Genomic DNA, 21,674 nt, shown 5'->3' with positions numbered 1-21,674 from the left:
GGACGAGGCGGCCCGTCGTGATCCGAGGATCGCCGTGCGTCAACCGTGGCCGTAGCCCCGGTCGAAGGCGTCGAGATCGCGCATGTAGGACGCCAGCGTGGTGCGGAAGGTGTCGTAGTCGATGGTCCAGCGGGGCTGGTCCTCGGTGTGCCGGTGGCAGTGCTCCTCGATCAGCCTGTGCAGGAATTTGAACAGGTGCCGGGGCGTGCGGAGGTTGCCGAGCGACTCCTTGAGGTAGTCGTCGCTGACCGTCTCGTCGATGAAGGCCCGGAGCCGGACCCCGTCGCCGTTGGCGGAAGGGACCTGGCAGGCCCGGAGCCGGTCGCTGGCGAGGTCGTAGAGCGACGGGCCCGTCCAGCGCAGAGGCTTGATCATGTTGAGCTTGTCGGGCCGGGCGCGGTCGTAAAACTCCTTGTCTTCCTTCTCCAGGTAGTACGCCAGCTCGATCGGCAGCAGCAGCTTCATGCCGATCCCCGGGTGCCGCAGAAACTTGTGGTCGAGCAAGGGCCACATCAGGGCGCGCATCTTGCGCGGATCGCCCTCGATCTGCTGGGGTTCGTCGACCCGGTCGATGAGGACCACGACGCCCCCGTAACCCAGCGTCTTGAGGACGCCCTGGAACTTGCGGAGCAGCTCGTAGCGCTCCTCGGCGCGGCCGCGGCTGGCGGTGGGCATCGGCTGGCCCCCCAGCTCGCTGGGGCGGAACCAGAGCAGCTCCCACCGCAGGGCGGAGGGGTCGCGGTCGAGGACCTTCAGGCCCTTGCGGATGTCTCGCGAGTACCACTCGGCGCGGGCGATCCGCCAGGCCCAGTAGACCCAGCCGGCCACCAGCGGCACGAGCAGCCAGGGGAGCAGCGACCAGGACCGCAGGCCCGGGAACAGGAAGACGAGCGCGACGACCGCGAGGGTCGTGCCGAAGCCGATCTGCAGGTCGCGACGGCTCCAGAGCGGGCGGAAGCCCGAGCGGCGGCGGAGCCGGCTCCACCGACGCTCGATCGGCTCGCCCGTCGAGGCGTCGTAGAGCGCCGCCAGGAGCAAGAGGTCGCGGCGCTGATCCAGGCTGAGGACCGAGAGGTCCACCTTCTCCGACGTCAGCAGGTCGACGAGCTGCGTGACGCCCAGCGAGAGGACGGCGTCCATGTGGTCCGAGAGCTGCCAGCGCTTCAGGACCTGGTTCGTGTCCGTGGCCCGGATCGCGGACCGGAAGTTGTCGAGGTACGGGTTGAAGTCATCGTACGAGATGACGAAGACCCGATCCGACGGGTTCGCCTGGTTGTAGTCCTCGATCTCCGAAGTGATCTGGAGGCGCAGGGCCGTCTTGCCGCTCCCTTTCTCGCCGAACACCAGGGCGGTGGAGGGGTTCTCGGGCTGGCCGAAGACCTTGCTCCAGGCAGGGTGGTGGATCGTGGAGAGGCACCGCCGCTTGAAGACGGTGTCGGTCTGGGCGTCCTCCTCGCTGAACGGATTGCCCTTGATGCCGTGGTGGTCGAGAAACTGTTCCGTCTTCATCCTTGGCGGGGCCTTTCCTCAAAGAAAAGACGGCCTGCGCGTCGTCCCTCCGCCTCGGGAGGAGAACGACGGCCGCGTCCGTCGCGACGCCGGGCAACGCTCGTTCGCCGTCGCATGGACGATTCTCTTCCAGCCCCCGGCGCGGGATCAAGTCGAGGCGGAGGGAGGGCCGCAAGGCGCCCCGGGGGACGCTCGCGGGCCCGGCCGGGCGGAAGGACGGCGCATCGCTCGGTCTTACCCGATTCGCCCGCGCATCGCAATCTCAGCGGGAGGCTCCGGGGCTCCGGGCTCGAGATTGACGGGGCGACGCGGCCCCCCGTAGGATGCGCCGTCGCGAACGATCGAGCCCCCTCCGAGGATCTCGTTGGATCATGAGCCGCGGAACCAGTCCGGCGTCGCCCCGGGGGCTGCTCGCCCTGGCGATCCTCGCCTTCTCCCTTGGTTGCGATGCGTCCAAAGAGTACGTCGGGGGCGTCGAGCCCTTGCGGATCGCGGCGGCGGCGGACCTCCAGCGGGTACTTCCCAAGCTCCTCGAAGCTTATGAAGGCCGCGACGGCCCGGTGGTCCCGCCGACCTTCGGGGCCTCGGGAAACCTGGCCGAGCAGATCCGAGGCGGGGCCCCGTTCGACGTTTTCCTGTCGGCCGACCTCGAGTTGCCCAGGGAACTGGAAGGCGAGGGGCACGTCGTCGCCGGGTCGGTCGCCCCCTACGCCCAGGGCTCGATCGTCCTCCTGGTGCACCCCGAGGCCGCCGGCACGGTCGCCAGCCTCGGCGACCTGACCAGGCCCGAGGTCCGCACGATCGCCATCGCCAACCCCGACGCCGCCCCCTACGGGAAGGCGGCCAGGGAGGCGTTGGAGAACGCGGGACTTTGGGCCGACCTCGGCCCGAAGATCGTCCCGACGGCCTCGGTCTCGCAGGCCCTGCTGCACGTCGAGCGAGGGGACGCCGACGCCGCCCTGGTGAGCCGGTCGCTCGTCGCCGGGGCGGGCTCGCGCGTCGTCGAGATCGACCCGGCGCTCTATCCGCCCCGGATCCAGGCGTTGGGGATCCTGACGCGATCCCCTCGGAAGGATCGGGCCTCACGATTCGCGGCCTTCCTCCTGGGGCCCGAGGGGCGGCGGATCCTGGGCGAGCACGGCTTCGGCTTTCCGGGCCCTTGACCGAACCATCGTCCTCCGAGCGAAGGTCCCCCGCGTGATCGAGATCCCCGACGTCGGCCCGCTTTGGCTGTCCCTGAAGGTGGCGACGGCCGCGACCTGCGTCGTGGCGCTCGCGGGCCTGCCGGCCTCGCTCCTTCTGGCGCGACGGAGCTTCCCCGGGAAAGGCCTGGCGGCGGGAGTGCTGGTCTCCCCCCTGGTCCTGCCCCCCACCGTGCTGGGGTACCTGCTGCTCCGGGCGTTCGGCCGGCGGGCCTGGCTCGGGGCCTGGCTCGAGTCTCAGCTCGGGCTCGTGGTGGTCTTCCACTGGTCGGGGGCGGTCCTGGCGTCGGCGGTGGCGGCCTTCCCGCTCTTTTTGCTGCCGGCGCGGGGCGCCTTCGAGGCCGTCGACCCCCGCCTGGAGGACGCGGCGCGGCTCCTGGGCAGGGGCGAGGCCTCGGTCTTCCTGACCGTGACGCTCCCCCTGGCCTGGCGGGGCCTGGCGGCCGGTCTGGCGCTGGCCTTCGCCCGGGCCCTCGGCGACTTCGGGGCGACGATGATGGTGGCCGGCGACATCCCCGGCCTGACCCAGACCGCCTCGCTGGCGATCTACGACGCCGTGCAGGCGGGCGACTCCTCGCGGGCCGCCTGGCTCTCGCTGGGCATCGCCTCAATCGCCGTCGCGGCCCTGACCTTCGTCCAGCGCACGCTCCCCACGCGGGCGGGGCGGCCGTGAACGACACCGTACCCCCTTCGATCCTGGACGCCCATGTCGTGCACCGCGTCCATCCGGGGCTGACGATCGACGCGACGATCCGGCTGGGAGACGAGATCGGCGTCCTGTTCGGGGCGTCCGGGGCCGGCAAGTCGACCCTGCTCCGGCTCCTCGCCGGCCTCGCCCGGCCCGACGCCGGCCGCGTCATCCTGGCCGGCGCGTCGCTGTTCGACGCCGATCTCGGGGTCGACGTCCCGCTGCGTCGGCGACGCGTCGGCATGATCTTCCAGGACGACCTGCTGTTCCCCCACCTGGATGTGGCGGGGAACGTGGCGTTCGGCCTGCGCGGGGCCTCCCGAGCGGAGCGGGACGGACGGCTGGAGGAGGTCGCCGCATCCTGCGGGATCACCGGGCTGATGGACCGGCGCATCGAGACGCTATCCGGAGGGGAGCGTCAGCGGGTCGGCCTGGCGCGGGCCCTCGCCCCCCGTCCAATGCTCCTGCTCTGCGACGAGCCGGTCTCGGCCCTGGACCTCCCCGGGCGGCGGACGCTCCTGGATCGCCTGCGGGGCGTCCAGCGCGCCGAGAGGGTGCCGATCCTCTATGTGACCCACAGCCCGGCCGAGGCCGTCACGCTGGGGACCCGCCTGTTCCTGCTCGAAACGGGCCGGGTCGTCGCCGAAGGGGCCCCGGCCGAGATCCTCGCCGACGAACGACGCGCCGAGTTCCGGCATCTGGAAGGGGTCCGCAACGTCTTCTCGGCGCGGGTCGCCGGGCATGGCGAGGGCCGCGAGTGGACCCGGCTGGACCTCGACGGCGGCCCCGCGCTGACGGTCGCCTACGTCGATGAGCCGCCCGGGGCCCGGGTCGGCGTCGAGGTCGACGGCGACGACGTGCTCCTGGCCGCCGGGCCGGTGCAGGGCCTGAGCGCCCGCAACCAGATCGAGGGGCGGGCGGAGGCGATCGCCGTCCACGGCCGGGAAGCCGAGGTCGTCGTCCGCACGGGCGAGCTGCGGTGGCTGGTCGGCACGCTCGCGTCGACCCCCGACGTCCTCGCCCTCGCGCCCGGACGGCCGGTCTGGATGATCATCAAGGCCCGGAGCGTCCGCGTCGAACGGACGCCCGGGTGATCCGGCTCCCCGCCGGTTTGGCCGTCGGTCAGTGGAAGGAGCCCGCCACGGTCTCCGCGCCGACCGCCTGGCCTTCCGAGACTCGCCGCTGATCCTCGGGAAGATACCGCGACCCCAGCAGGAAGAAGAACGCGCCGACGGCCAGCACCGGGGCCACCAGCAGCATGGCGACGGTCAGGTTCTCCTCGCCGACGGGGGAGGCTCCGATCGAGCTGAAGAACTGGCCAATCCAGGAGTTCGCCACGCCCGGCCGGCCGAAGAACGTCGAGATCCAGCCCAGGATGATCGGCGAGCTGATGTCGCCGAAGACGTGGATCAGGAAGATGTAGAGGGCGTATCCCGACGCCCGCTTGTTCGCCGGCACGACGTTGGCGATCACCGTGTTGCACGGCCCCAGCACCATCGACAGCAGGATCATCGCGCCGAACAGCATCGCCATCGAAAAGGCGACCTTCGGCTCCAGGATCGCGAACAGCCCCAACGGGACCGCCGCCGCCGTCACCAGGGCCGCCAGCAACAGGTAGGCCCGCTTCGTGAACCGGTAGGTGTAATCCGCCAGGCCCGAGCCCAGCGCGATCCCCAGCAGCCCGGCGATGGCCGTCAGGATGCCGATCCAGAACGTCGCGTTGGTCATCGACATCCCGCGAACGGTCTGGAAGAAGTTGGCGCCGTAGACCGCGTAGGCCCCGGTGGCGAACGTCACGGCCGCCATCCCGATCGTGTTCAGGACGTAGGTCGGGATCGTGAAGAGCCTGAGGTAGTCGCCCATCTTCGGCCGATCCGCCTTGCCCGCGTACTGCTTCCCCTCGGACGCCCCGCGACCGGGGTCGTGGATCAGCAGCCCGGCGGCCGCGAACAGGAGCCCCGGGAGCCCGACCACCAGGAAGGCGTTCGACCATCCCCAGTGATCCCCGATCCAGCCCCCCAGGCCGTATCCCAGCGCGCCGCCGAGCGGCAGCGCGAGGTAGTACAGGCCCATCGCCCGGCCTCGCTTCGCGACCGGGAACAGGTCCGCGATCAGGGTCGGGGCGATGACGCCGTAGCTCGCCTCGCCGACCCCCAGCAGGGCCCGCCAGAAGAACATGTGGCGGTAGTCCAGCGAGAACGCCGAGCCGACCGTCGCGAAGCTCCAGAGGGCCACGCCCCCCGCCAGCAGCATCCGGCGGTCGTAGCGGTCGCCCAGCCAGCCCATCAGCGGCGAGACCACGGTGTAGACCACCATGAAGGCCACGCCCAGGATGCCGTACCAGAAGTCGTCGATCTCGAACGACTTCTTGATGTCCACACCCACCGCGAAGAACGAGTAGCGGTCGATGTAGTTGAGCAGGTTCATCCCGAAGAGCACGGCCAGCGCGAAGAGGGGGCCGCCGATCGTGGGGAGGGTGCGCTGGCGCGTGGACGCGGAGCCCGCCGGCTCGGATGCTGGGGACGACATCTTTAAAAAATAGCCTCGTCGGTGATAATCGCGCGGAGATCGATCCTGAGTTATACCCGGCCGGGCCCTCGCCTGACGAGACCTGACGCTCCGCGGCTTCGACTCCCGAGTTGGACCCTGGGGATCGCGGGCGACCGGCCGCATTAGATACGTCGAGGCCACCCGCTTCACCCGTGCCATCGCTGGCCAAAAGGGCCGGGTCGACCTCGAAATCTCGTCGTTCCCGGGCGGTCCCCGGGATCGGCTTCGTTCGACGCTCTCCGGAAACGAACCCATCGGACGCAAGATCTTAGGGGTAAACGGCTTGTTGAGGTAAATCGGCTTCGGAGATTGGGTTCGTTCGGCGCGAAACGACCAGGATTTTCGCGGAATCGCGACGAATCGAGACCTCGACGAGGTCCTGGGACGAGGCCGACGATCGATCTCCAGGTTGGGAGAATTCCGGTCATTCGACCCTCGCCCTTCGACGGCCCCTGTCCCCTGGCATCCCGCGAGGAGCGACGAGGCGACCGAGCCATTTCCTCACCGGCACGAACCGACGGCCGGTGACCCGCGGAATCCCTCAAGGATCACCATGGGCCGGGTTCGTCGAATACCGACGCCGAAATCGGAGGAATTCCGACGACCTCGCTCCATCCGTCTCGACCCGATCCGGACGCCGGGAGGGGCCCCTCTGAAGTCGCCGAGTCGGACGGCCGATCCTGGAGTGAGGAGGGTCACCCGGTCCCTCCGGACGCGGGCGATCTGACACGTCCCCCGGATCGACCTCCCACCGAAGCGGAGCGCCTCGTGAAATCCGCCTATCGTCCCGGCCGCCAGCAGGATCCGGTGGGTCCGTTCCTGCACTATCTGATGTCGGAATGCGGGGTCTCGTCGCACACTCTTGCGGCGTATCGGTCGGACCTGATGCGGTTCCTGGGCTGGCGGAAGGTGCATGCTCCCGGGCCGATCGGCGAGCTGGACGTGGCGGTCCTGCGCGGGTACGTCGACGTCCTGGTGGAGTCCGGCCTGGCGCCGAGCAGCGTGGCGCGGCATCTGGCGAGCCTGTCGACGTTCTTCCGCTACCTGGTGCTGGAAGGCAAGCTGACGGACAACGTCGCCAAGCTTCTCACGGCGCCGGCGGTCTGGGATCGGCTGCCGGTCGTCCTGGGCCCGGCCGCGGTGGAGAAGCTGCTGGCCGCTCCCACCACGACCACCCGGCTGGGCCGTCGCGACCGGGCGGCGCTGGAGACCCTCTACGCCACCGGCTGCCGCGCCTCGGAAGTCGTCGGCCTTCGGCCAGGCGACCTGGACCTGGAGGCCGGCCTGGCGCGCTGCATCGGCAAGGGGGACAAGGAGCGCTGGGTCCCCATCGGCTCGCGGGCCCGCGACGCGCTGGCCGCCTACCTAAGGGACGATCGGCCCGCCCTGATCGCCCGCTATCCGGACACGCCGACGGTGTTCGTGACCCGGGCGGGGAAGGCTCTCTCGCGCGTCGGGCTGTGGCGGATCGTGAAGCAGCACGCGATGGCGGCCGGCCTCCACGCCGACGTCAGCCCGCACACCCTGCGGCACAGCTTCGCCACCCACCTGCTCGCCGGCGGGGCCGACCTCCGCGCCGTGCAGGAGATGCTGGGCCATTCCTCGATCGCGACGACGCAGGTCTACACGCGCGTGGAACTCAGCCGACTCCGCCAGGTCCACGCCCGGTTCCATCCCCGGTCGGCCCCAGACTCCTCGTCGACATGAATCGATTCAATCCCCGTCGGCGTCGGACGCGGCCTGGCTGACGCCGATGCGTTCCTGGAGTTTGCGGAATCGAGTCCTGTACTTGGACTCGAAATCCTCGGGCACGAACTCGCCGGCGGCCCTGGTCAGATCGAACCACATCTCCATCGGCGCCTTGGCGTCGCGGCAGTCGGCCTGGGCGAGTTGGATCGATCCGGCCTGGCAGTGCAACTCGCCGCGCGTCAGCAGCACTTCCGCTTTGACGGAGTAGTAGTGGGGTAGCTGAAACTTGGAGATGGACCGTCGCGAGCAGATTTCCAGGTCCTTGAGAGCATCGTTGACGAGGTCCATCGCTCGGTGAGGATCGGCGGGCCTGACCGGGCCCGGCTCCGCGACCTGTCTGCCGAGACCGGTGACGACCCGCGCCCGTTGGATCCGCCAGGAGACCAGGAGAGGGCCCCGGACCTCGATCTCGCCGTTCTCAGCCCGCTGGATGAGCCGGCAGAGGAAGTCTCGCGCCAGCTCGAACTCCTTGCGATGCTCGGCCGTCGTCGCCAGGCCGTGCAGGGCCGCGATAGACGAGTCGTCGGATTCCAGGACGTAAGTCAGGGCGTGGTTCGCGACCTGGTAGATGCGGTCAAACATCGCGGCCTTGTCGTCCCGGACCGTTTCGTCGCGGGCGTTCTCCGTCAGTGGGGCTTTCGCCCGGTCGAGGCGATTGGTCCCCAGCATGGCAAGCTGCTTTAGGAATCGGGGGTGGCTCCTGGCCCACTCGCGCAACTCGCCGTCCGCACCCGGCTTATGCATCGCCGCGAGATAATGACGCTGCGCGTCGTCCTCCGGCTGGGTGTTGATCCCGACGTGTGCGATGCTCAGATAAGCGGAGGGCAGGGGCGAGTCGGGATAATCCTTCTCGAGTTTCGTGAAGAGGCCGATTGCGGCGGCATATCGGCCGTCGTCCACCGCCGCGACCCCCAGTCGGTATTCTTCGCGCTCTTTCAGGGGCGGCAGGAGCAGCAGCCCGATGCGTTCGATCAGCATCGGCGAGATCAGCGCGAGCACCGTCAGGTAGAAGACGTTAACCGCCACGAGGCGGCGGTGGCGCGTCGCCCAGTTCCGGGCCCGCTCGGTCTTCGAGGGATTCTCGGCGTAGGCCATGGGCCGATGCTGGAGGAGGCGCTCCAGGTCCTCCGCGAGATCGGCCCCGCTCGCGTAACGCTCGGCGGGGTCGTGGCGCAAGCACTTCTGGACGATCGCCTCCAGGGCATAGGGCACCTCGCGGTTGTACAGCCGCACGTCCGCCGAGAGGCACAGCCGGCGATCCAGTAGCTCGCAGAGGGCCCGGGGAGGCGGCAGCTTGGAGTCGGGCATGTCGAGGGCCTGGCCGGTCAGCAACTCGCGGAGGACCAGGCCGAGCGAGTAGATGTCGGCCGCGGCGGCGACGTCGTCCCAGCGGTCGGGGTTGAGGAAGGCCTCGATCTGCTCGGGGGCCATGTAAGGCAAGGTCCCCCCCTGGAAGGCCGATCCCGCCTCGGAGGGGGCGTGCGGGGACTGGGCGAGGTTGAAGTCCAGGAGTTGGGGCCCGTGCTGGATGGTGAGCAGGACGTTGCCGGGCTTCACGTCGCGATGATACGTCTTGCGATCGTGGGCGTACGCGAGGGCCCGGGCGATGACCAGTCCGATCCAGGCCACGCCCTGCGCGAACGAGCCCTGGAGCGGGAAGCCGCGCCAACCGTCGCTGACCGGACCGGCCTTCAGGGCGGCCGCCAGGTCGTCGTCGAGGGGGGCGGTTGCCGAGCCTTCGCGGACGCCCTCGACGAGGGCCTCCCAGAGCGATCGAGCCGAGGGAGGATGCGCGCCCGGTCGCCGAACGCGCTGGATCACCTCGTCGAGCGGCAGGCCGGGCCGGTAGGGCATCGAGAGGCCGCGGAGCTTCTGAGCGGGCTGATACACGACCGCGTTGACCGGGACGATGTGCGGATGGTCAAGAGCGCCCTGGGTCTCGGCCTCCTGGCCGCGGTCGATCGAGACCTTCAGGACCACGCGCTTGCCGCCGAGCGAGCGGTCGGCCGCGAGGAAGACCCGGGAGTATCCCCCCTTGCCGATCTGCGCAAGCAGGGAGAATTCCTCGAATTCGTCGCCCACATCCGGAAAATTGGGCTTTGGCGGGGCCAGCCCGGCGGCCAGGCTGAGAATCCGGTGATAGCCGAGCTGAGAGACGAGGGAATCCTTCCAGTCGGGATACCGGTCGCAGAAGGAGTCGACGTCGAGGACCTCGCCGCGCTCTTCGCGGAGGCAGAACTCCTCGTAGACCAGGCTGACCACCCGGCTGTCGGCGGCGCGGAGCTGGGGGAACTGGTCGAGGTAGGCGGACACGGCGACGGGCTCGCCGAGTTCGAAGCGGCGTCTCAGGTCGGCCTTGATGAGGCCGCTGAGGCAGACCAGCCGCTCCAGCGGGCTCAGGGAGGCGTGCGGCTCGCGTTCGCTCCAGTAGGGGCGGAGCGCGAGATCGCGACGCCCCTCGGCGAGGCGCTCGAAACGGTGGATTTCGCGGCCGACGCGCGCCAACGCGTCCTGGTCTAAACCGTCCGGGTCGGCGAATTCCATGTCATCGCCTCTCGCCGCCGAACGAGTCCTGGAGATTCTTGAGGAACCGCTGCACCTTGCGGATGTTCCAGCCGATGTGGCCGGCGATGTCGCTGTTGTCGTGGCCGTCCTGGCGCATCTGGACGATCAGTTCCTCGGTCGCGTCCCGGCGGTCGAGCAGCCGGTCGGCCGCCTCCTTGGCCTGGGCGAGCTGGCTCGCGGTCGGGTCGGGCGAGGCGAGCTGAAAGGGGGTCGACCCCGCCGTCCCTTCCAGGGGACGCTCCCGTGTCACATCCCGCTTCAAAGTCCGCTGACGGCGGTGCTCGTCGATCACCTTCTGCTCGGCGACCTTCGCCAGGAACGCGACCAGATGCTCGGAAGAGGCGAAGTCCAGCTGGCTCAAGTTGGCCGCCAGGCTCTTCATCACGTCGCTCGCGAAGTCGGTCGAGTCGTAAAGCGAGCGCATGGATGTGCCGAGCTTGCGGCGCACGACGCGGCGCACCTTGGGATAATACTCTCGGAAGAGCCTCTCCCAGGCTAGTTGATCGCCTTCTTGAGCGTTCTTGAGGATTCTCGTCAGCTCGTCGTCGATCCCGCGATTCGACAACGCAGTCATTAGTCGCCTCCCATTCTCAATTGGGAAGCCTCGTCGGAAGACCTCGGCGATCCAATCGTGTCCGATCCGGCGATCGTTGGGCCTCCCGCGCCTCCCCTCGTCGAATTCTCCATCCTGGCATCAGGTCCAACAAGGGAAGTGTACCCACAAGATCCCGAAGGATGCGAGGCTCCTTATTACAGGAAGTCGGCCTGGAGCGGAAAAACCACGAAATGAAATCTTATAAATGGCCGGATTGGCAAAGATGTTCGCAAGATGCCAAAAAAAAAGGAGGGAATGTTGATTTGCATCAACATCGCCCTCGGCGAACGGTAACGGAAGAGAGGTGAGATTCGGTGGCCGGCTGGGGCGGTGTCGCCAGACAACGCATCAGCACGGGAGCGTTGCGGTCGGGTCGGTCGTATCGGGGGCGTCCGGGCCGGCGTAGGGATCTTCCTGCGGGAAGGGGTTGGTGATGTGATAAGGATCGGTGGGGAGGAGGTAATTGGGCCGCGGTTGGGTCGGAACCATGATCGGCGCCAGCGGATCGGTGACCACGATCGAGCTCGGGACGTCGCGACGGGGCATAGTTTCCAGGCTGGGGCGGAAGGCGCGGCGCGTACGCATGGGACGACTCCTTGAATGGATGATTTAGGAGTTAGTTGAATCGAGTTATGGCGTGGAGAGTGGAGCTGTGAGCGACTGGCGGGGGGGCGACGCTCCTGGACGCGGGGTCGACTGGTGGCCGGACGGGGGCCGGGTCGTCGCCGACGCTTGCGGGGCGTTTGTGAAATCGATCGAATCAATCCGTGTCGAAAATCAAGTTTTCTGGGGCCGAATTGTCCCGACGGGCACCGACGCGGTTCATCAGGCGGTTAATTCCGGGACGTCGACAGGAGAGTCGGCGGGGAGACCAGCTTGGGCGACCCGTCGAGTTTCCTTCCCGAGGGATATTCCTCGTTCGACAGATACTCAAGGCTGGCGTGGCGGTAGAGCGGACAGCATTCATGCTGGACGAAGGCGTCGTGATGCCAACGCTCAGCCAGGTCGGGCCGGGCGGCGCGACGGGCGACGATGTAGCGGCCCATCGGCGAGAGCCGGGAGTTCCGGTCGCACAGCACGGTGCCGAGCGAGCGTCCCTGGAGGACCAGTCGCTCGGCGAGTCGGATCTCGCGGCCGAGCTCGGAGCGGAGCTGACGGACGATTCGGCGGACCCGGACGCGGTAGGCCTCGGCGGCCCGAGCGGAGGCGAGGTCGGTCCAGGGGTCGGCCTCGGCCGGCCGGAAGCGCTGCGAGGCCACGAACAGTTCGGGATCGATCGGGACCGCGGGGTCGTCGACGTGGCACTGCCAGAGGGTCATCGCGGCCGCCGTCCAGACGCGCGACGTCGAACGGCCGTCGTTCCAGCGCACGCCCCGGCGGTCGTAGGCGACCCGAATCCGCCCGGCCAGACGATCGAGCTCTTCCTGACTGGCTAGTGACACGGCCCGGCCCCTGATTTCCACGGTCTCGGTGACGGATATGGTTGATTTCGAAGGCGGAGGAGGGGGTGCGGGTTTCCCCTCCTTCATCCCTCGTCACTAGGCACCGTAATCCAGGCCGGCCCGCGTCATGCTTTTTCCGAAATTTGCAAAGAGCGCCCGTCGCCGCGGGGAGTCGGTGTTTCGACGACGCCGGCCGCGGGATTGGCTGTCGGATTTCCCCGACCGGCCTTGATCGTCGGGGGCGCGACCCTGGTAGACTTGGGTGGCGTCGCGACTGTGGTCCCCGCTGCCTCCGAGAGGGCGGTGCGACCGAAATGGGCCTCGGAGACCTCAGGCTTGCCGGGGGTCGGATCCCTCGTGGCGGCCGGCCAAGTCGTCGGGACGATCGAGATGCACGATCCAGAATCCGATTGGCAGGCGATCAAGGAGGGGCTCTCCCAACGATTGCGGGAGATCCGCCTCGAGCTTTACGGGGAGAACGGCGGGCCGATCCTGGCCGCCGAGCTCAAGATCCCCTTCCGCCGATGGGCGTTCTATGAAGCCGGGGCCTCGATGCCCGCCCAGGATCTCCTCCGATTCCTCGAGCTGACCGGGGCCAATTCGAACTGGCTGCTCACGGGAGAGGGGACGAAGTATAACGAGGCTCGCCGGCGGGAGTGACCGGGATCGGGCCTCCGACTTCGGGAGCGGGGGGCATCGAAGCCCCCTCGCGGAGGAGGATCGGCCCCCCCGGCGGCAGCGGCAGGTTGCGCCAGGTCTCGACTCCTCCCCACGGCCAGGACACCTCCAGCGAGTCGATCTGGGGGGCGTCTCCGAGCCCGAAGGCCAGCCGGGGGGGGGAACTCGACAGGTAGCTGCCGCCGCCGGCGAGGTCCTGGACGATCACTCGGCCGGCGATCGTCGCGCGGGCCCGCGCCCCGAAGGCGGGGAGGCCGTGACGATCGATCAACTCCAGGCTCGCTAGGGGGGCCCCCCCGGAGCGGTTCAGGAGCAGGGCGAAGGGGACGTCCAGGGCGGCCGCCGCGACGTCGAGCCGGCCGTCGCCGTCGACGTCGCCCACGGCCAGGCCCCTCCCCAGGGCGGGCCGGTCGAACCACGGCCCGGCGCGGTCGGACGCGTCCTCGAAGCCTCCCCGGCGTCCCTTCAGCAGGAGCGGACGCATGGCGAACGGAACCCCGAGCCGTGCTCGCTCCAGGACGTGACCGTCGGCCTGGAGGAGATCGACGCGGCCGTCGCCGTCGAAGTCGGCGGCGACGATCCCGAATCCCAGGACGCGGCGGGTGGCCTGGGCCAGTCCCAGGCGCTCGGAATCGTCGACGAAGCCGCCGCGCGCGACGAGGGCGCGGAAGCCGACGGTCGACCGGCCGAGGAAGTTCGTGACCGCAAGGTCGGGGAGCCCGTCGCCGTCCAGGTCCGCCCGGGCGACCCCCATCCCGGCGAGCGGCCTCCCCAGGCGGTCGCGGGCGACGCCGGCCTCCTCGGCGACGTCTTCGAAACGGAGGCCGCCGCGGTTGGCCAGGAGTCGGCAACGGCCGCCGTCGTTGGCGACGAAGACGTCGGGCCGGCGGTCGCCGTCGAAGTCGGCGATCAGCACGCCCAGCCCTCGCTCGCGCCGGAGCGGCGGCCCGGTCGTGGGGGAGACCTCGTGGAATCGGCCGCCGTCGTTGCGATAGAGCCGATCGGCCTGGGCCTCGAAGTCCTCCGGCGCGCAGTAGTCGCGCGCGCCGTCGGGCGCGGCGCAGTAGGGCGCGGCGTCGGGGTCGTAGTCGAGGTAGCAGGCGACGTAGAGGTCGAGGTCGCCGTCGCCGTCGAGGTCGGCCCAGGCGGCGCCCGTGGACCAGTCGTCGGAGGCGAGCCCCGAATCCTCGGTGACGTCCCCGAACCGGGCGTCGCCCAGGTTGCGGTAGAGGCGGAGGCCCCGCCATCCGGTGACGAGCAGGTCGACGCGGCCGTCGCCGTCGAAGTCGCCGGCCGCCGCGCCCATCGCGTAGCTCGGGCCGGGCGCGCCGGCGGCCTCGGTGCGGTCCTCGAACCGCCCGCCGCCCCGGTTGACGAAGAGTCGGCAGGGGGGATCGGGCCCCGGGGCGTCGGCCGCGATCGGGCCGCCGTTGCACAAGAACAGGTCGAGGCGGCCGTCGCCGTCGGCGTCGAAAAGGGCGACGCCGCCCCCCATGATCTCGGGGAGGTCGCGGCGGCCCCGCGACCCGTCGGTGAACCGGAAGTCGACGCCCGACGCGGCGGCGACGTCCTCGAAACGGATCGCCTGCGCGGCCGCCTCGGGGCCGAAGGCGAGGGCCGCGAGCAGCGTCAACGCAGCCGCCCGGGGCCGGCTCACCGCGAGGCGGGGCCGGCCCGCCAGAGGAAGACCTCCCCGCTGTGGCTGCAAGAGGCGAGCGTCTGGTCGTCGGGCGAGAAGGCGACGGCGTTGATCCGCCCGTGGTGGCCCTCCAGGACCAGGACGACCTGGCGCGTCTCGGCGTCGCAGATCCGCACGGCGCCGTCGTCGCAGCCGGTGGCCAGGCTCACGCCGTCGTGCGTGAAGGCGAGCGAGCGGATCGCGGCCGGGTGGCCGCGCACGGGTTTGAGCGCGTTTCGCATCCCCACGTCCCAGACCGAGACCAGCCGCTGGTCGCCGCTGGCCGCGAGCAGCGCGTTGTCGGAACGGCTGACCGGGGAGTACGCCAGGGTCATCAGCGGGCCGTTCACGGGGAGGTCGCTGATCCGATCGCCGACCTGGGGGTCCCAGAGCCGGAGGCGACGGTCGCAGCCGGCGCTGGCGAGCATGCTGGGCCGGGAGTAGGAGAAGGCCAGGGCCGTGATCATCTCGGAGTGGGCCCCGGCGATCACCTTCGGGGCGGCGTAGGACGTCGTGTCGTAGATCAGGATGTCCGGCGTCAGGCCGGAGGCCGCGATCAGGCCGCCGTCGAGCGAATGGGCGACGCAGCGGAGCTGGCTGCGGCCGGGCTCGCGGAGCGTGCGGGCGTGTTCCAGTCGGACGTGCGGGGGCTCCGGGGCGTCGCGGACGAGCCGCCAGATCTTCCAGGAGCCGTCGAGGCTGACGCTCGCGAGCTCCTCGCCGTCGGGCGAGAAGGACAGCCCCGTGACGGTCTGCGAGTGGGCCTCGATCGCCCCCAGGTCGGAACCGTCGGCGACGTTCCAGAGCCGGATCTGATGGTCGTCGGCCCCCGAGGCCAGGATCGAGCCGTCGGGGGAGAAGGCGAGCGACCAGGCCTCCTTCTGGTGCCCCCCCAGGCTGGTCCGCGGGTGGGGGGCCGCGGGCAGCGTCCACAGGAGGATCGACTCGTGGTTGAAGTTCATGAAGAGCGTCCGGTCGGCGGGCGAGAACCTCAGGCGGCTCGGGGACCCCAGCTCGAGGAGTTCGGCCGGGGTGGCTGAGCGGTCGGCCAGGTCCCAGATCCGGACCGGCCGCGACTCGTACGCCGCGACGAGCGAATCGCCGTCGGGCGACACGCCCAGGCTGGTCGGGATCGCGTCCGGGCCTTCGAGGACCCGCCGCGACCCGTCGCCCCGGAGGTCGTGCAGGGCCAGCGTTTGCGGGCCCTCGCGGATCACCAGGCCGCGGCCGCCGAGGCAGAACGCCAGCTCGGTCGGCGGTCCGTCGACGCAGTCCAGCATGCTCGCCGGGTCGCCCGTCCGGACATCCCACACGATCACCCGGCCGTCCTCCCAGCCGCAGGCGAGCCACGCGCCGTCCGAAGAGAAGGCCAGCGAGACGGGCCGCGAGGGCTCCCGGGGGAGGAGGGCGAGGTCCTCGCCGTCGGCCCGGCCCCGGACCAGGATCGAGCCGTCGCCCCGGCCGAGCGCCATGGCGCCGGCGTCCGGCGCGAACGCGGCGCAGGAGACGTCGGCCAGTTCCGCCGCCTCGCGGGACCAGGACCCCTCGGCCTCGGCGAAGAAGATCGTCCGCCAGGCGGCGCCCGGGCCCTCGCGGCAGCGGACCGCGAGCAGGGAGCCGCCGCGGGCGAAGCCGACCTCGGCCACCTCGCGCGTCGACTCCTGGAAGCTCCAGGGGCCCTCGGCGTCCCGGAGGTCCCAGAGATTGACGAACGCCCGGTCCTCCTCGACCTGGACGGCCGCGACCACGGCGGTCCGGCCCGTCGCGTCGCCGGCCGTCGCGAGCCCGCGAACCGGGATCTCGCCGCTGATCGGGGCGAGCGCCTTGGGCGACCGGGACGCGAGGTCCCATTCGAGGACCTTCCCCCCCTCGTCCCCCGAGACGAGGGTCCGGCCGTCTCGCGAGGGGCAGAGGAACCCGACCGGGGCCATGTGGCCCGCCTCGCCCCCCAGGATCCGCGCCGAACGGTGGATCAGGCGGTCGACGTAGGCCCACTCGAAGCCGAGCTTCCGCGGGGCCGTGCGACGGAGGATGTCGAACGCCTCGACGGCCAGCTCGGTCTGATTTCGGAGGGCGTGGTCGTGGATCCGGCCCAGCTCGTAGCCGTAGCGCTCGCGCCTCGCGTCCTCGACGCTCCGCTCCGTCAGGACCTTGGTGATCTGGCTCGAGTAGTCCACCTCGGCGAGCTGCTTGTAGCGCGACTCGAGCTCGTACTGGGCCGTGGTGAGCCAGATGCTGTAGACCGAGGCGACGGAGAGCAGCGAGAGGAGGAGCAGGAAGCTGAGGATCAGCAGCCCCGAGGCCACGGGCTCGCGGCTGGCCCACTGCAGGGCGCGTCGCAATCGGGGGGTGCGGCGCGCGTGGATGGGCTCGCGGTCCTGGAACCGCCGCAGGTCGTCGGCCAGCTCGCGGGCGTCGACGTAACGAGCCGAGGGGTTCCGATCCAGGCACTTCAGGCAGATGGTCTCCAAATCCTGGGGCAGGCCGTGGCGGAGCCGGGACGGGGGCACGACGTCCCCCTCGGCCACCTGGCAGAGGGTCTCCATCGGGGTCAGGCCGCGGAACGGCGGCGAGCCGGTGAGCATCTCGTAGAGGATGGCCCCGAGGCCGTAGACGTCGGTCCGCCGGCTCACCCCCCGGCCGCCGTCGCCGAGCTGTTCCGGGGCCATGTACGACGGCGTCCCCAGGAGCCGGCCGGATTGCGAGGTCCCCTCGTCGGTCATGAGGAACTTGGCCAGGCCGAAGTCGCCGATCTTGGGGACCCCGTCCTGGGTCATCAGGATGTTGGAGGGGTTGAGGTCGCGGTGGACGATGTCCGACTCGTGGGCCTCGTGGATCGCCCGGGCCAGGGTCTCGATCATCCGGGCCGACCAGCGGATCGGCTGGGGCATCGCCCGGAGCATCCGCGCCAGGTTGCCGCCGTCGACGAACTCCATCGCCAGGAAGGGGAGCCCCTCGTGGTAGTCGGCCTCGATGATCTGGACGATGTTGGGGTGCGTGAGCTTGGCGGCGGCCTCGGCCTCGGTGCGGAGCCGGGCGCGCTCGCGGGCGTTGGCATGGTCGCCGGCCAGGATCATCTTGATCGCGACGATCCGCCGGGGGCTCAGCTGGCGGGCCTTGTAGACGACCCCCATGCCCCCCCGGCCCACCTCTTCAAGGATGTGATACCGGCCGACCCGGCCGCGGGGGGCGACCGGGATCGCGGCCCGCGCCTCCTTCGTCAGGGTCGACTCCGAGAGGGTCACCATCTCGGTCGACAGGAGGGCCTGGATCGACCGTCGACGGTGCGGGTCGGGGATCATCCCGCGGATCCGCTCTTCCCACTCGGCGACCGTTGCCGTCTCGCCCAGCTCGCGGCGGGTGTCCGTCTCCGCCAGGATCAACTCGAGCAGCGCGTCGTCGTCGCGGGCGAGTTCGGGGTCCTCGGCCAGCAGGTGCTCGACGCGCGTAGAGCGTTCGGACCGGATCCGCTCCTTGAGCCGCTCGCAGGCGGCGCGACGTCGTCGGTGGGACTCGTTCTGGGGCGCGCTGGTCGACATGGCGGCGTGGGGATCCCAGGGCGAGGGGTCCGGGCCTTTCGGTCGCGCGAGGCGACGCCGGACCGTAGTTTAGCACCCGCGCGCGATCGTCCACAAGCGAGGCCCGGGTGGCGCGGCCCGTCGCCGTCGGTCGGGTCGAGACGCCCCCACCCCCCGTCGCGGCCGCGTCGGGGGGCAGGGGCCCGGGTCGGGCGATGGGTCAGCTTTCGAGATCGTCGTCGGGCTCGAGGAGCGAGTCGACGTCGGAGGCCCGCTGGCCGCGGCCCGGATCGAACCAGGCGTAGGTGGCGGGGATCACCAGGAGCTTCAGGCCGGTGCTGGTGATCAGGCCGCCGATCACGACCGTGGCGAGGGGGCGCTGGACGTCGGCGCCCGAGCCGGTGGAGAAGGCCATCGGGATGAAGCCGAGGCTGGCCACGAGGGCGGTCATCAGCACCGGACGGAGCCGGCTCATCGAGGCCCCCGCAACCGCCTGCCGCATCGGCTCGCCGCTCTCGACCCGCTGGCGGATCGCCGAGACGATGACCAGGCCGTCGAGCACGGCGACCCCCGAGAGGGCGATGAAGCCGACCCCCGCCGAGATGCTCAGGTTCATGTCCCGCAGCCAGAGCGCCAGGATGCCCCCCATCGCCCCGAGCGGGACCGAGAGGAAGATCAGGGTGCCGAGCTTGACCGACTGGAACGTGCCGTAGAGCAGCAGGAAGATCAGCACGAGGGCCACCGGCACGACGATCGTCAGCCGCTGGGTGGCCGACTGCATGTTCTGGAACGTCCCGCCCCATTCCAGGAAGTAGCCGCGGGGGATGTCGACCTCGGCGAGGACCCGCTGCTGGGCCTCGGCGACGAACGTCGCCAGGTCCCGGTTGCGGACGTTGGCCTGCACCATGGCCCGGCGCTGGCGGTCCTTCCGCCAGATCTCATAGGCACCGTCTTCCTGGTGGAAATCGGCCAGCTCCGAGAGGGGGATCATCCGTCCGTTGACGTCGGCGATCTTGAGCCGCTTGATCGAATCGATGTCGTCGCGTGCGGTGGGGTCGAAGCGTACCTGGAGGTCGAAGGTGCGCTGGCCCTCGATGACCTGGCCGACGACCCTGCCCCCCAGCGCCGAGACGACGTCGAGGATCGACGAGGCGTTGATGCCGTAGCGGGCGATGTCGTCGCGGTTGATCTGGACCCGGAGGAACGGCAGGCCGCCGAGCACCTGGGCCCGGACGTCGGCCGCGCCGGGGATGTCCTCGACGGCGGCGGCGATCGCGTTGACCTTCTCCTGGAGGACGTCCAGGTCGTCGCCGTAGAGGCCGATGCCCAGGTCGGCGCGGACGCCGGCGAGCATCTCGTTGAAGCGGACCTCGATCGGCTGGCCGAAGTTGAAGAACGCGCCGGGCAGCTCGCGGCGGCAGATCTTCTCCATCTCCACGATCAGGTCCGCCTTGGACGGCCCGTGATCCCCGCCGTCGAACAGGGCGATGAGCGGGTGGATCGGCTTGAGGGCCAGGTCGACGTAGGTCTCCTTCGGCTTCTTCAGGTAAACGAAGACGTCGGTCTGGTTGACGCCGGCCGGGTCGATGCCGATCTCCGGGCGGCCGGTCCGGCAGACGATCGAGTCGATGTGCTCGGGGAGGGCGGCGAGGAGGGCCTTCTCGATCCGCGTCGAGTCCTCGAGGCTCTCGGAGAGCGAGGCGCTGGGGGGGCGGGTGACGACGATGAGGACGTCCCCCTCGTCGAGACGGGGGATGAACTCGCCGCCCAAACTCATCGCCACCGGCATGGTCGCGAGGAAGGCCGCGAGCGAGACGGCGACGACGGTCACCGGGTGGTCGAGCGAGAACTTCAGGAACGGCCGGTAGATCCGCTTGCCGATCCGGACCGGCAGGGTCTCGACTTCCGAGGTGCCGGGCTTGAGGATCAGCGAGGCGAGGACGGGGGTGGCCGTCAGGCTGAGGATCAGCGAGCCGATCAGGGCGAAGACGACCGTCAGGGCCATCGGCCGGAACATCTTCCCCTCGACCCCTTCCAGGGCCAGTAGCGGCAGGTGGACGATGGTGATGATGGCCACGCCGAACACGACCGGCTTGCGGACCTCGAAGGCCGCCTCCCGCACCACGTCGACGGCCGACCGCCGCTTGTCGGCGTGGGCCAGGTGGCTCACGCAGTTCTCCATCATGATGACCGAGCTGTCGACGATGAGGCCGAAGTCGATCGCCCCCAGGCTCATGAGGCTGCCGGCGATGCCGTAGTAGACCATCATGTTGATGGCGAAGAGCATCGACAGCGGGATGGCCAGGGCGACGACCAGGCCCGCCTTCAGGTTGCCGAGCATCGCCAGCAGGACCGCGACCACGAGGATGCCGCCTTCGGCCAGGTTCGAGGCGACCGTGGTGATGGTCCGGCTGATGAGCACGGCGCGGTCGTAGAAGGGCTCGACCACGACCCCTTCGGGGAGCCGGGGCCGGATCTCGTCCAGCTTGGCCTTGATCCGGTCGACGACGGCCCGGGAATTCTCGCCCGCCAGCATCATGGCGGTCGCGGTCACGATCTCCCCCTCGCCGTCTCGGGTCACCGCCCCGTTCCGAATGAGGGGGGCGAAGCGGACGTCGGCGACGTCTCGGATGTACACCGGCGTGCCGGTCGGCGTGGTGGCGAGGACGATGTCGGCGAGGTCGTCGAGGGTGCTCACCAGGCCGACGGCGCGGATGACGCGCTGCTCGCCCAGACGTTCGAGGTAGCCGCCGCCGGCGTTGCTGTTGTTCTCGCGGATGGCCTCGAAGACCCGGTTGACCGAGATGTTGCGGGCCATCAGCCGCTCCGGGTCGAGCCGGACTTCATAGGTCTTCAGCTCGCCGCCGAAGGCGTTGACCTCGACGACGCCGGGGACGCTCTTCAGCGGCCGGGCGACCTCCCAATCCAGGATCGTCCGCAGCTCCATCAGCGACCGCGGACGCGACGCGTCCGGCGCATTCTTCACCTCGAACTGGAAGATCTCGCCGAGGCCGGTCGAGATCGGCCCCATTTCGGGCTGGCCGAACTCCGGAGGGATCGACGATCGGACCTCCGCCAGGCGCTCGCCCACCTGCTGTCGGGCCCAGTAGATGTCGGACCCCTCCTCGAACACGATCGTCACGCCCGAGAGGCCGAACTGCGAGAACGAGCGGACCTCCTGGATCTTGGGGATCCCGTTCATCGCGTTCTCGACCGGGATCGTGATGAACTGTTCGACCTCGACGGGCCCCAGCCCCGGCGAGCTGGTGAGGGCCAGCACCTGGACGTTGGTGATGTCGGGCTGGGCGTCGATCGGCAGCTTGACGAGCGACCGCACCCCCCACAGCACCAGGCCGACGAGGAGCAGCAGGACCATGGGGCGGCTGCGCAACGCCCAATCGATGAGGCGGTCGAACATGGGTCGGTTCGGCGGGGGTTGGGGGGAGGCGTGGACCTCGGTGGGCACGCGCCCCGCCGAGGTCCGCTCGCTCGGACGCCTT

The 21,674-nt window shown here is 70.0% G+C and carries 14 protein-coding genes; 5 read left to right on the top strand and 9 right to left on the bottom strand.

Going from position 1 to position 21,674, the window contains the following annotated elements:
• Positions 1 to 39: 39 nt before the first annotated feature.
• On the bottom strand, positions 40 to 1,509 hold the full coding sequence (locus tag G6O68_RS25970) for a hypothetical protein (protein WP_165251620.1): 1,470 nt from the start codon (positions 1,507 to 1,509) through the stop codon (positions 40 to 42).
• Positions 1,510 to 1,880: 371 nt separating this feature from the next.
• Here G6O68_RS25970 and modA point away from each other — a divergent pair, with 371 nt between their 5' ends.
• The 3 genes from modA to G6O68_RS25955 are packed head-to-tail and all read left to right on the top strand — an operon-like array spanning position 1,881 to position 4,493.
• Positions 1,881 to 2,672 carry a molybdate ABC transporter substrate-binding protein gene (gene modA / locus G6O68_RS25965; RefSeq protein ID WP_165251618.1) on the top strand — a complete coding sequence of 264 codons (792 nt, stop codon included), beginning with the start codon at positions 1,881 to 1,883 and terminating at the stop codon, positions 2,670 to 2,672.
• 37 nt (positions 2,673 to 2,709) lie between these two features.
• A complete protein-coding gene (gene modB / locus G6O68_RS25960; RefSeq protein WP_165251697.1) occupies positions 2,710 to 3,384 on the top strand; it encodes a molybdate ABC transporter permease subunit in 675 nt (224 codons plus the stop codon).
• Positions 3,381 to 4,493, top strand: coding sequence for a molybdenum ABC transporter ATP-binding protein (locus G6O68_RS25955; RefSeq protein WP_165251616.1), 1,113 nt, complete (start codon positions 3,381 to 3,383; stop codon positions 4,491 to 4,493). Before modB ends, G6O68_RS25955 begins: the two co-directional genes overlap by 4 nt.
• Before the next feature lie 28 nt (positions 4,494 to 4,521).
• Here G6O68_RS25955 and G6O68_RS25950 read toward each other — a convergent pair whose 3' ends face one another.
• The gene (locus tag G6O68_RS25950) at positions 4,522 to 5,928 is read right to left on the bottom strand and encodes a spinster family MFS transporter (RefSeq protein WP_165251614.1); all 1,407 of its coding nucleotides are present in this window, start codon (positions 5,926 to 5,928) and stop codon (positions 4,522 to 4,524) included.
• Positions 5,929 to 6,717: 789 nt separating this feature from the next.
• Here G6O68_RS25950 and G6O68_RS25945 point away from each other — a divergent pair.
• Positions 6,718 to 7,656: a site-specific tyrosine recombinase gene (locus G6O68_RS25945; RefSeq protein WP_240911510.1), complete on the top strand. Its 939-nt coding sequence runs from the start codon at positions 6,718 to 6,720 to the stop codon at positions 7,654 to 7,656.
• A 6-nt stretch (positions 7,657 to 7,662) separates the two neighbouring features.
• On the opposite strand, the gene G6O68_RS25940 is transcribed toward G6O68_RS25945, so the two are convergent.
• The 4 genes from G6O68_RS25940 to G6O68_RS25925 all read right to left on the bottom strand — a co-directional run bounded on the left by G6O68_RS25940 (position 7,663) and on the right by G6O68_RS25925 (position 12,300).
• Positions 7,663 to 10,242, bottom strand: coding sequence for a serine/threonine-protein kinase (locus G6O68_RS25940; protein ID WP_165251612.1), 2,580 nt, complete (start codon positions 10,240 to 10,242; stop codon positions 7,663 to 7,665).
• A gap of 1 nt (position 10,243) precedes the next feature.
• Positions 10,244 to 10,837, bottom strand: coding sequence for an RNA polymerase sigma factor (locus tag G6O68_RS25935; protein ID WP_165251610.1), 594 nt, complete (start codon positions 10,835 to 10,837; stop codon positions 10,244 to 10,246).
• Positions 10,838 to 11,206: 369 nt separating this feature from the next.
• Entirely contained in the window at positions 11,207 to 11,443 is a 237-nt protein-coding gene (locus tag G6O68_RS25930; protein ID WP_165251608.1) for a hypothetical protein, read from the bottom strand.
• A 248-nt stretch (positions 11,444 to 11,691) separates the two neighbouring features.
• Positions 11,692 to 12,300: a hypothetical protein gene (locus G6O68_RS25925; protein ID WP_165251606.1), complete on the bottom strand. Its 609-nt coding sequence runs from the start codon at positions 12,298 to 12,300 to the stop codon at positions 11,692 to 11,694.
• Between the two features lie 390 nt (positions 12,301 to 12,690).
• Here G6O68_RS25925 and G6O68_RS25920 point away from each other — a divergent pair, with 390 nt between their 5' ends.
• Positions 12,691 to 12,960, top strand: a complete 270-nt coding sequence (locus tag G6O68_RS25920; RefSeq protein ID WP_165251604.1) for a hypothetical protein — start codon at positions 12,691 to 12,693, stop codon at positions 12,958 to 12,960.
• Here the strand turns inward: G6O68_RS25920 and G6O68_RS25915 are convergent.
• The 3 genes from G6O68_RS25915 to G6O68_RS25905 all read right to left on the bottom strand — a co-directional run bounded on the left by G6O68_RS25915 (position 12,914) and on the right by G6O68_RS25905 (position 21,592).
• Positions 12,914 to 14,611, bottom strand: a complete 1,698-nt coding sequence (locus G6O68_RS25915; RefSeq protein WP_240911509.1) for a CRTAC1 family protein — start codon at positions 14,609 to 14,611, stop codon at positions 12,914 to 12,916. The two genes, G6O68_RS25920 and G6O68_RS25915, sit on opposite strands and share 47 nt — an antisense overlap.
• 20 nt (positions 14,612 to 14,631) lie before the next feature.
• A complete protein-coding gene (locus G6O68_RS25910; RefSeq protein WP_165251602.1) occupies positions 14,632 to 18,195 on the bottom strand; it encodes a WD40 repeat domain-containing serine/threonine protein kinase in 3,564 nt (1,187 codons plus the stop codon).
• Between the two features lie 199 nt (positions 18,196 to 18,394).
• Positions 18,395 to 21,592, bottom strand: coding sequence for an efflux RND transporter permease subunit (locus G6O68_RS25905; RefSeq protein ID WP_165251600.1), 3,198 nt, complete (start codon positions 21,590 to 21,592; stop codon positions 18,395 to 18,397).
• Positions 21,593 to 21,674: the final 82 nt, after the last annotated feature.

It is taken from the genome of Paludisphaera soli (genome assembly GCF_011064595.1).
Taxonomy (GTDB): Bacteria; Planctomycetota; Planctomycetia; order Isosphaerales; family Isosphaeraceae; genus Paludisphaera; species Paludisphaera soli.
Note: the sequence above shows the minus strand (reverse complement) of the source record. Positions and strands in the feature narration are given on the sequence as shown.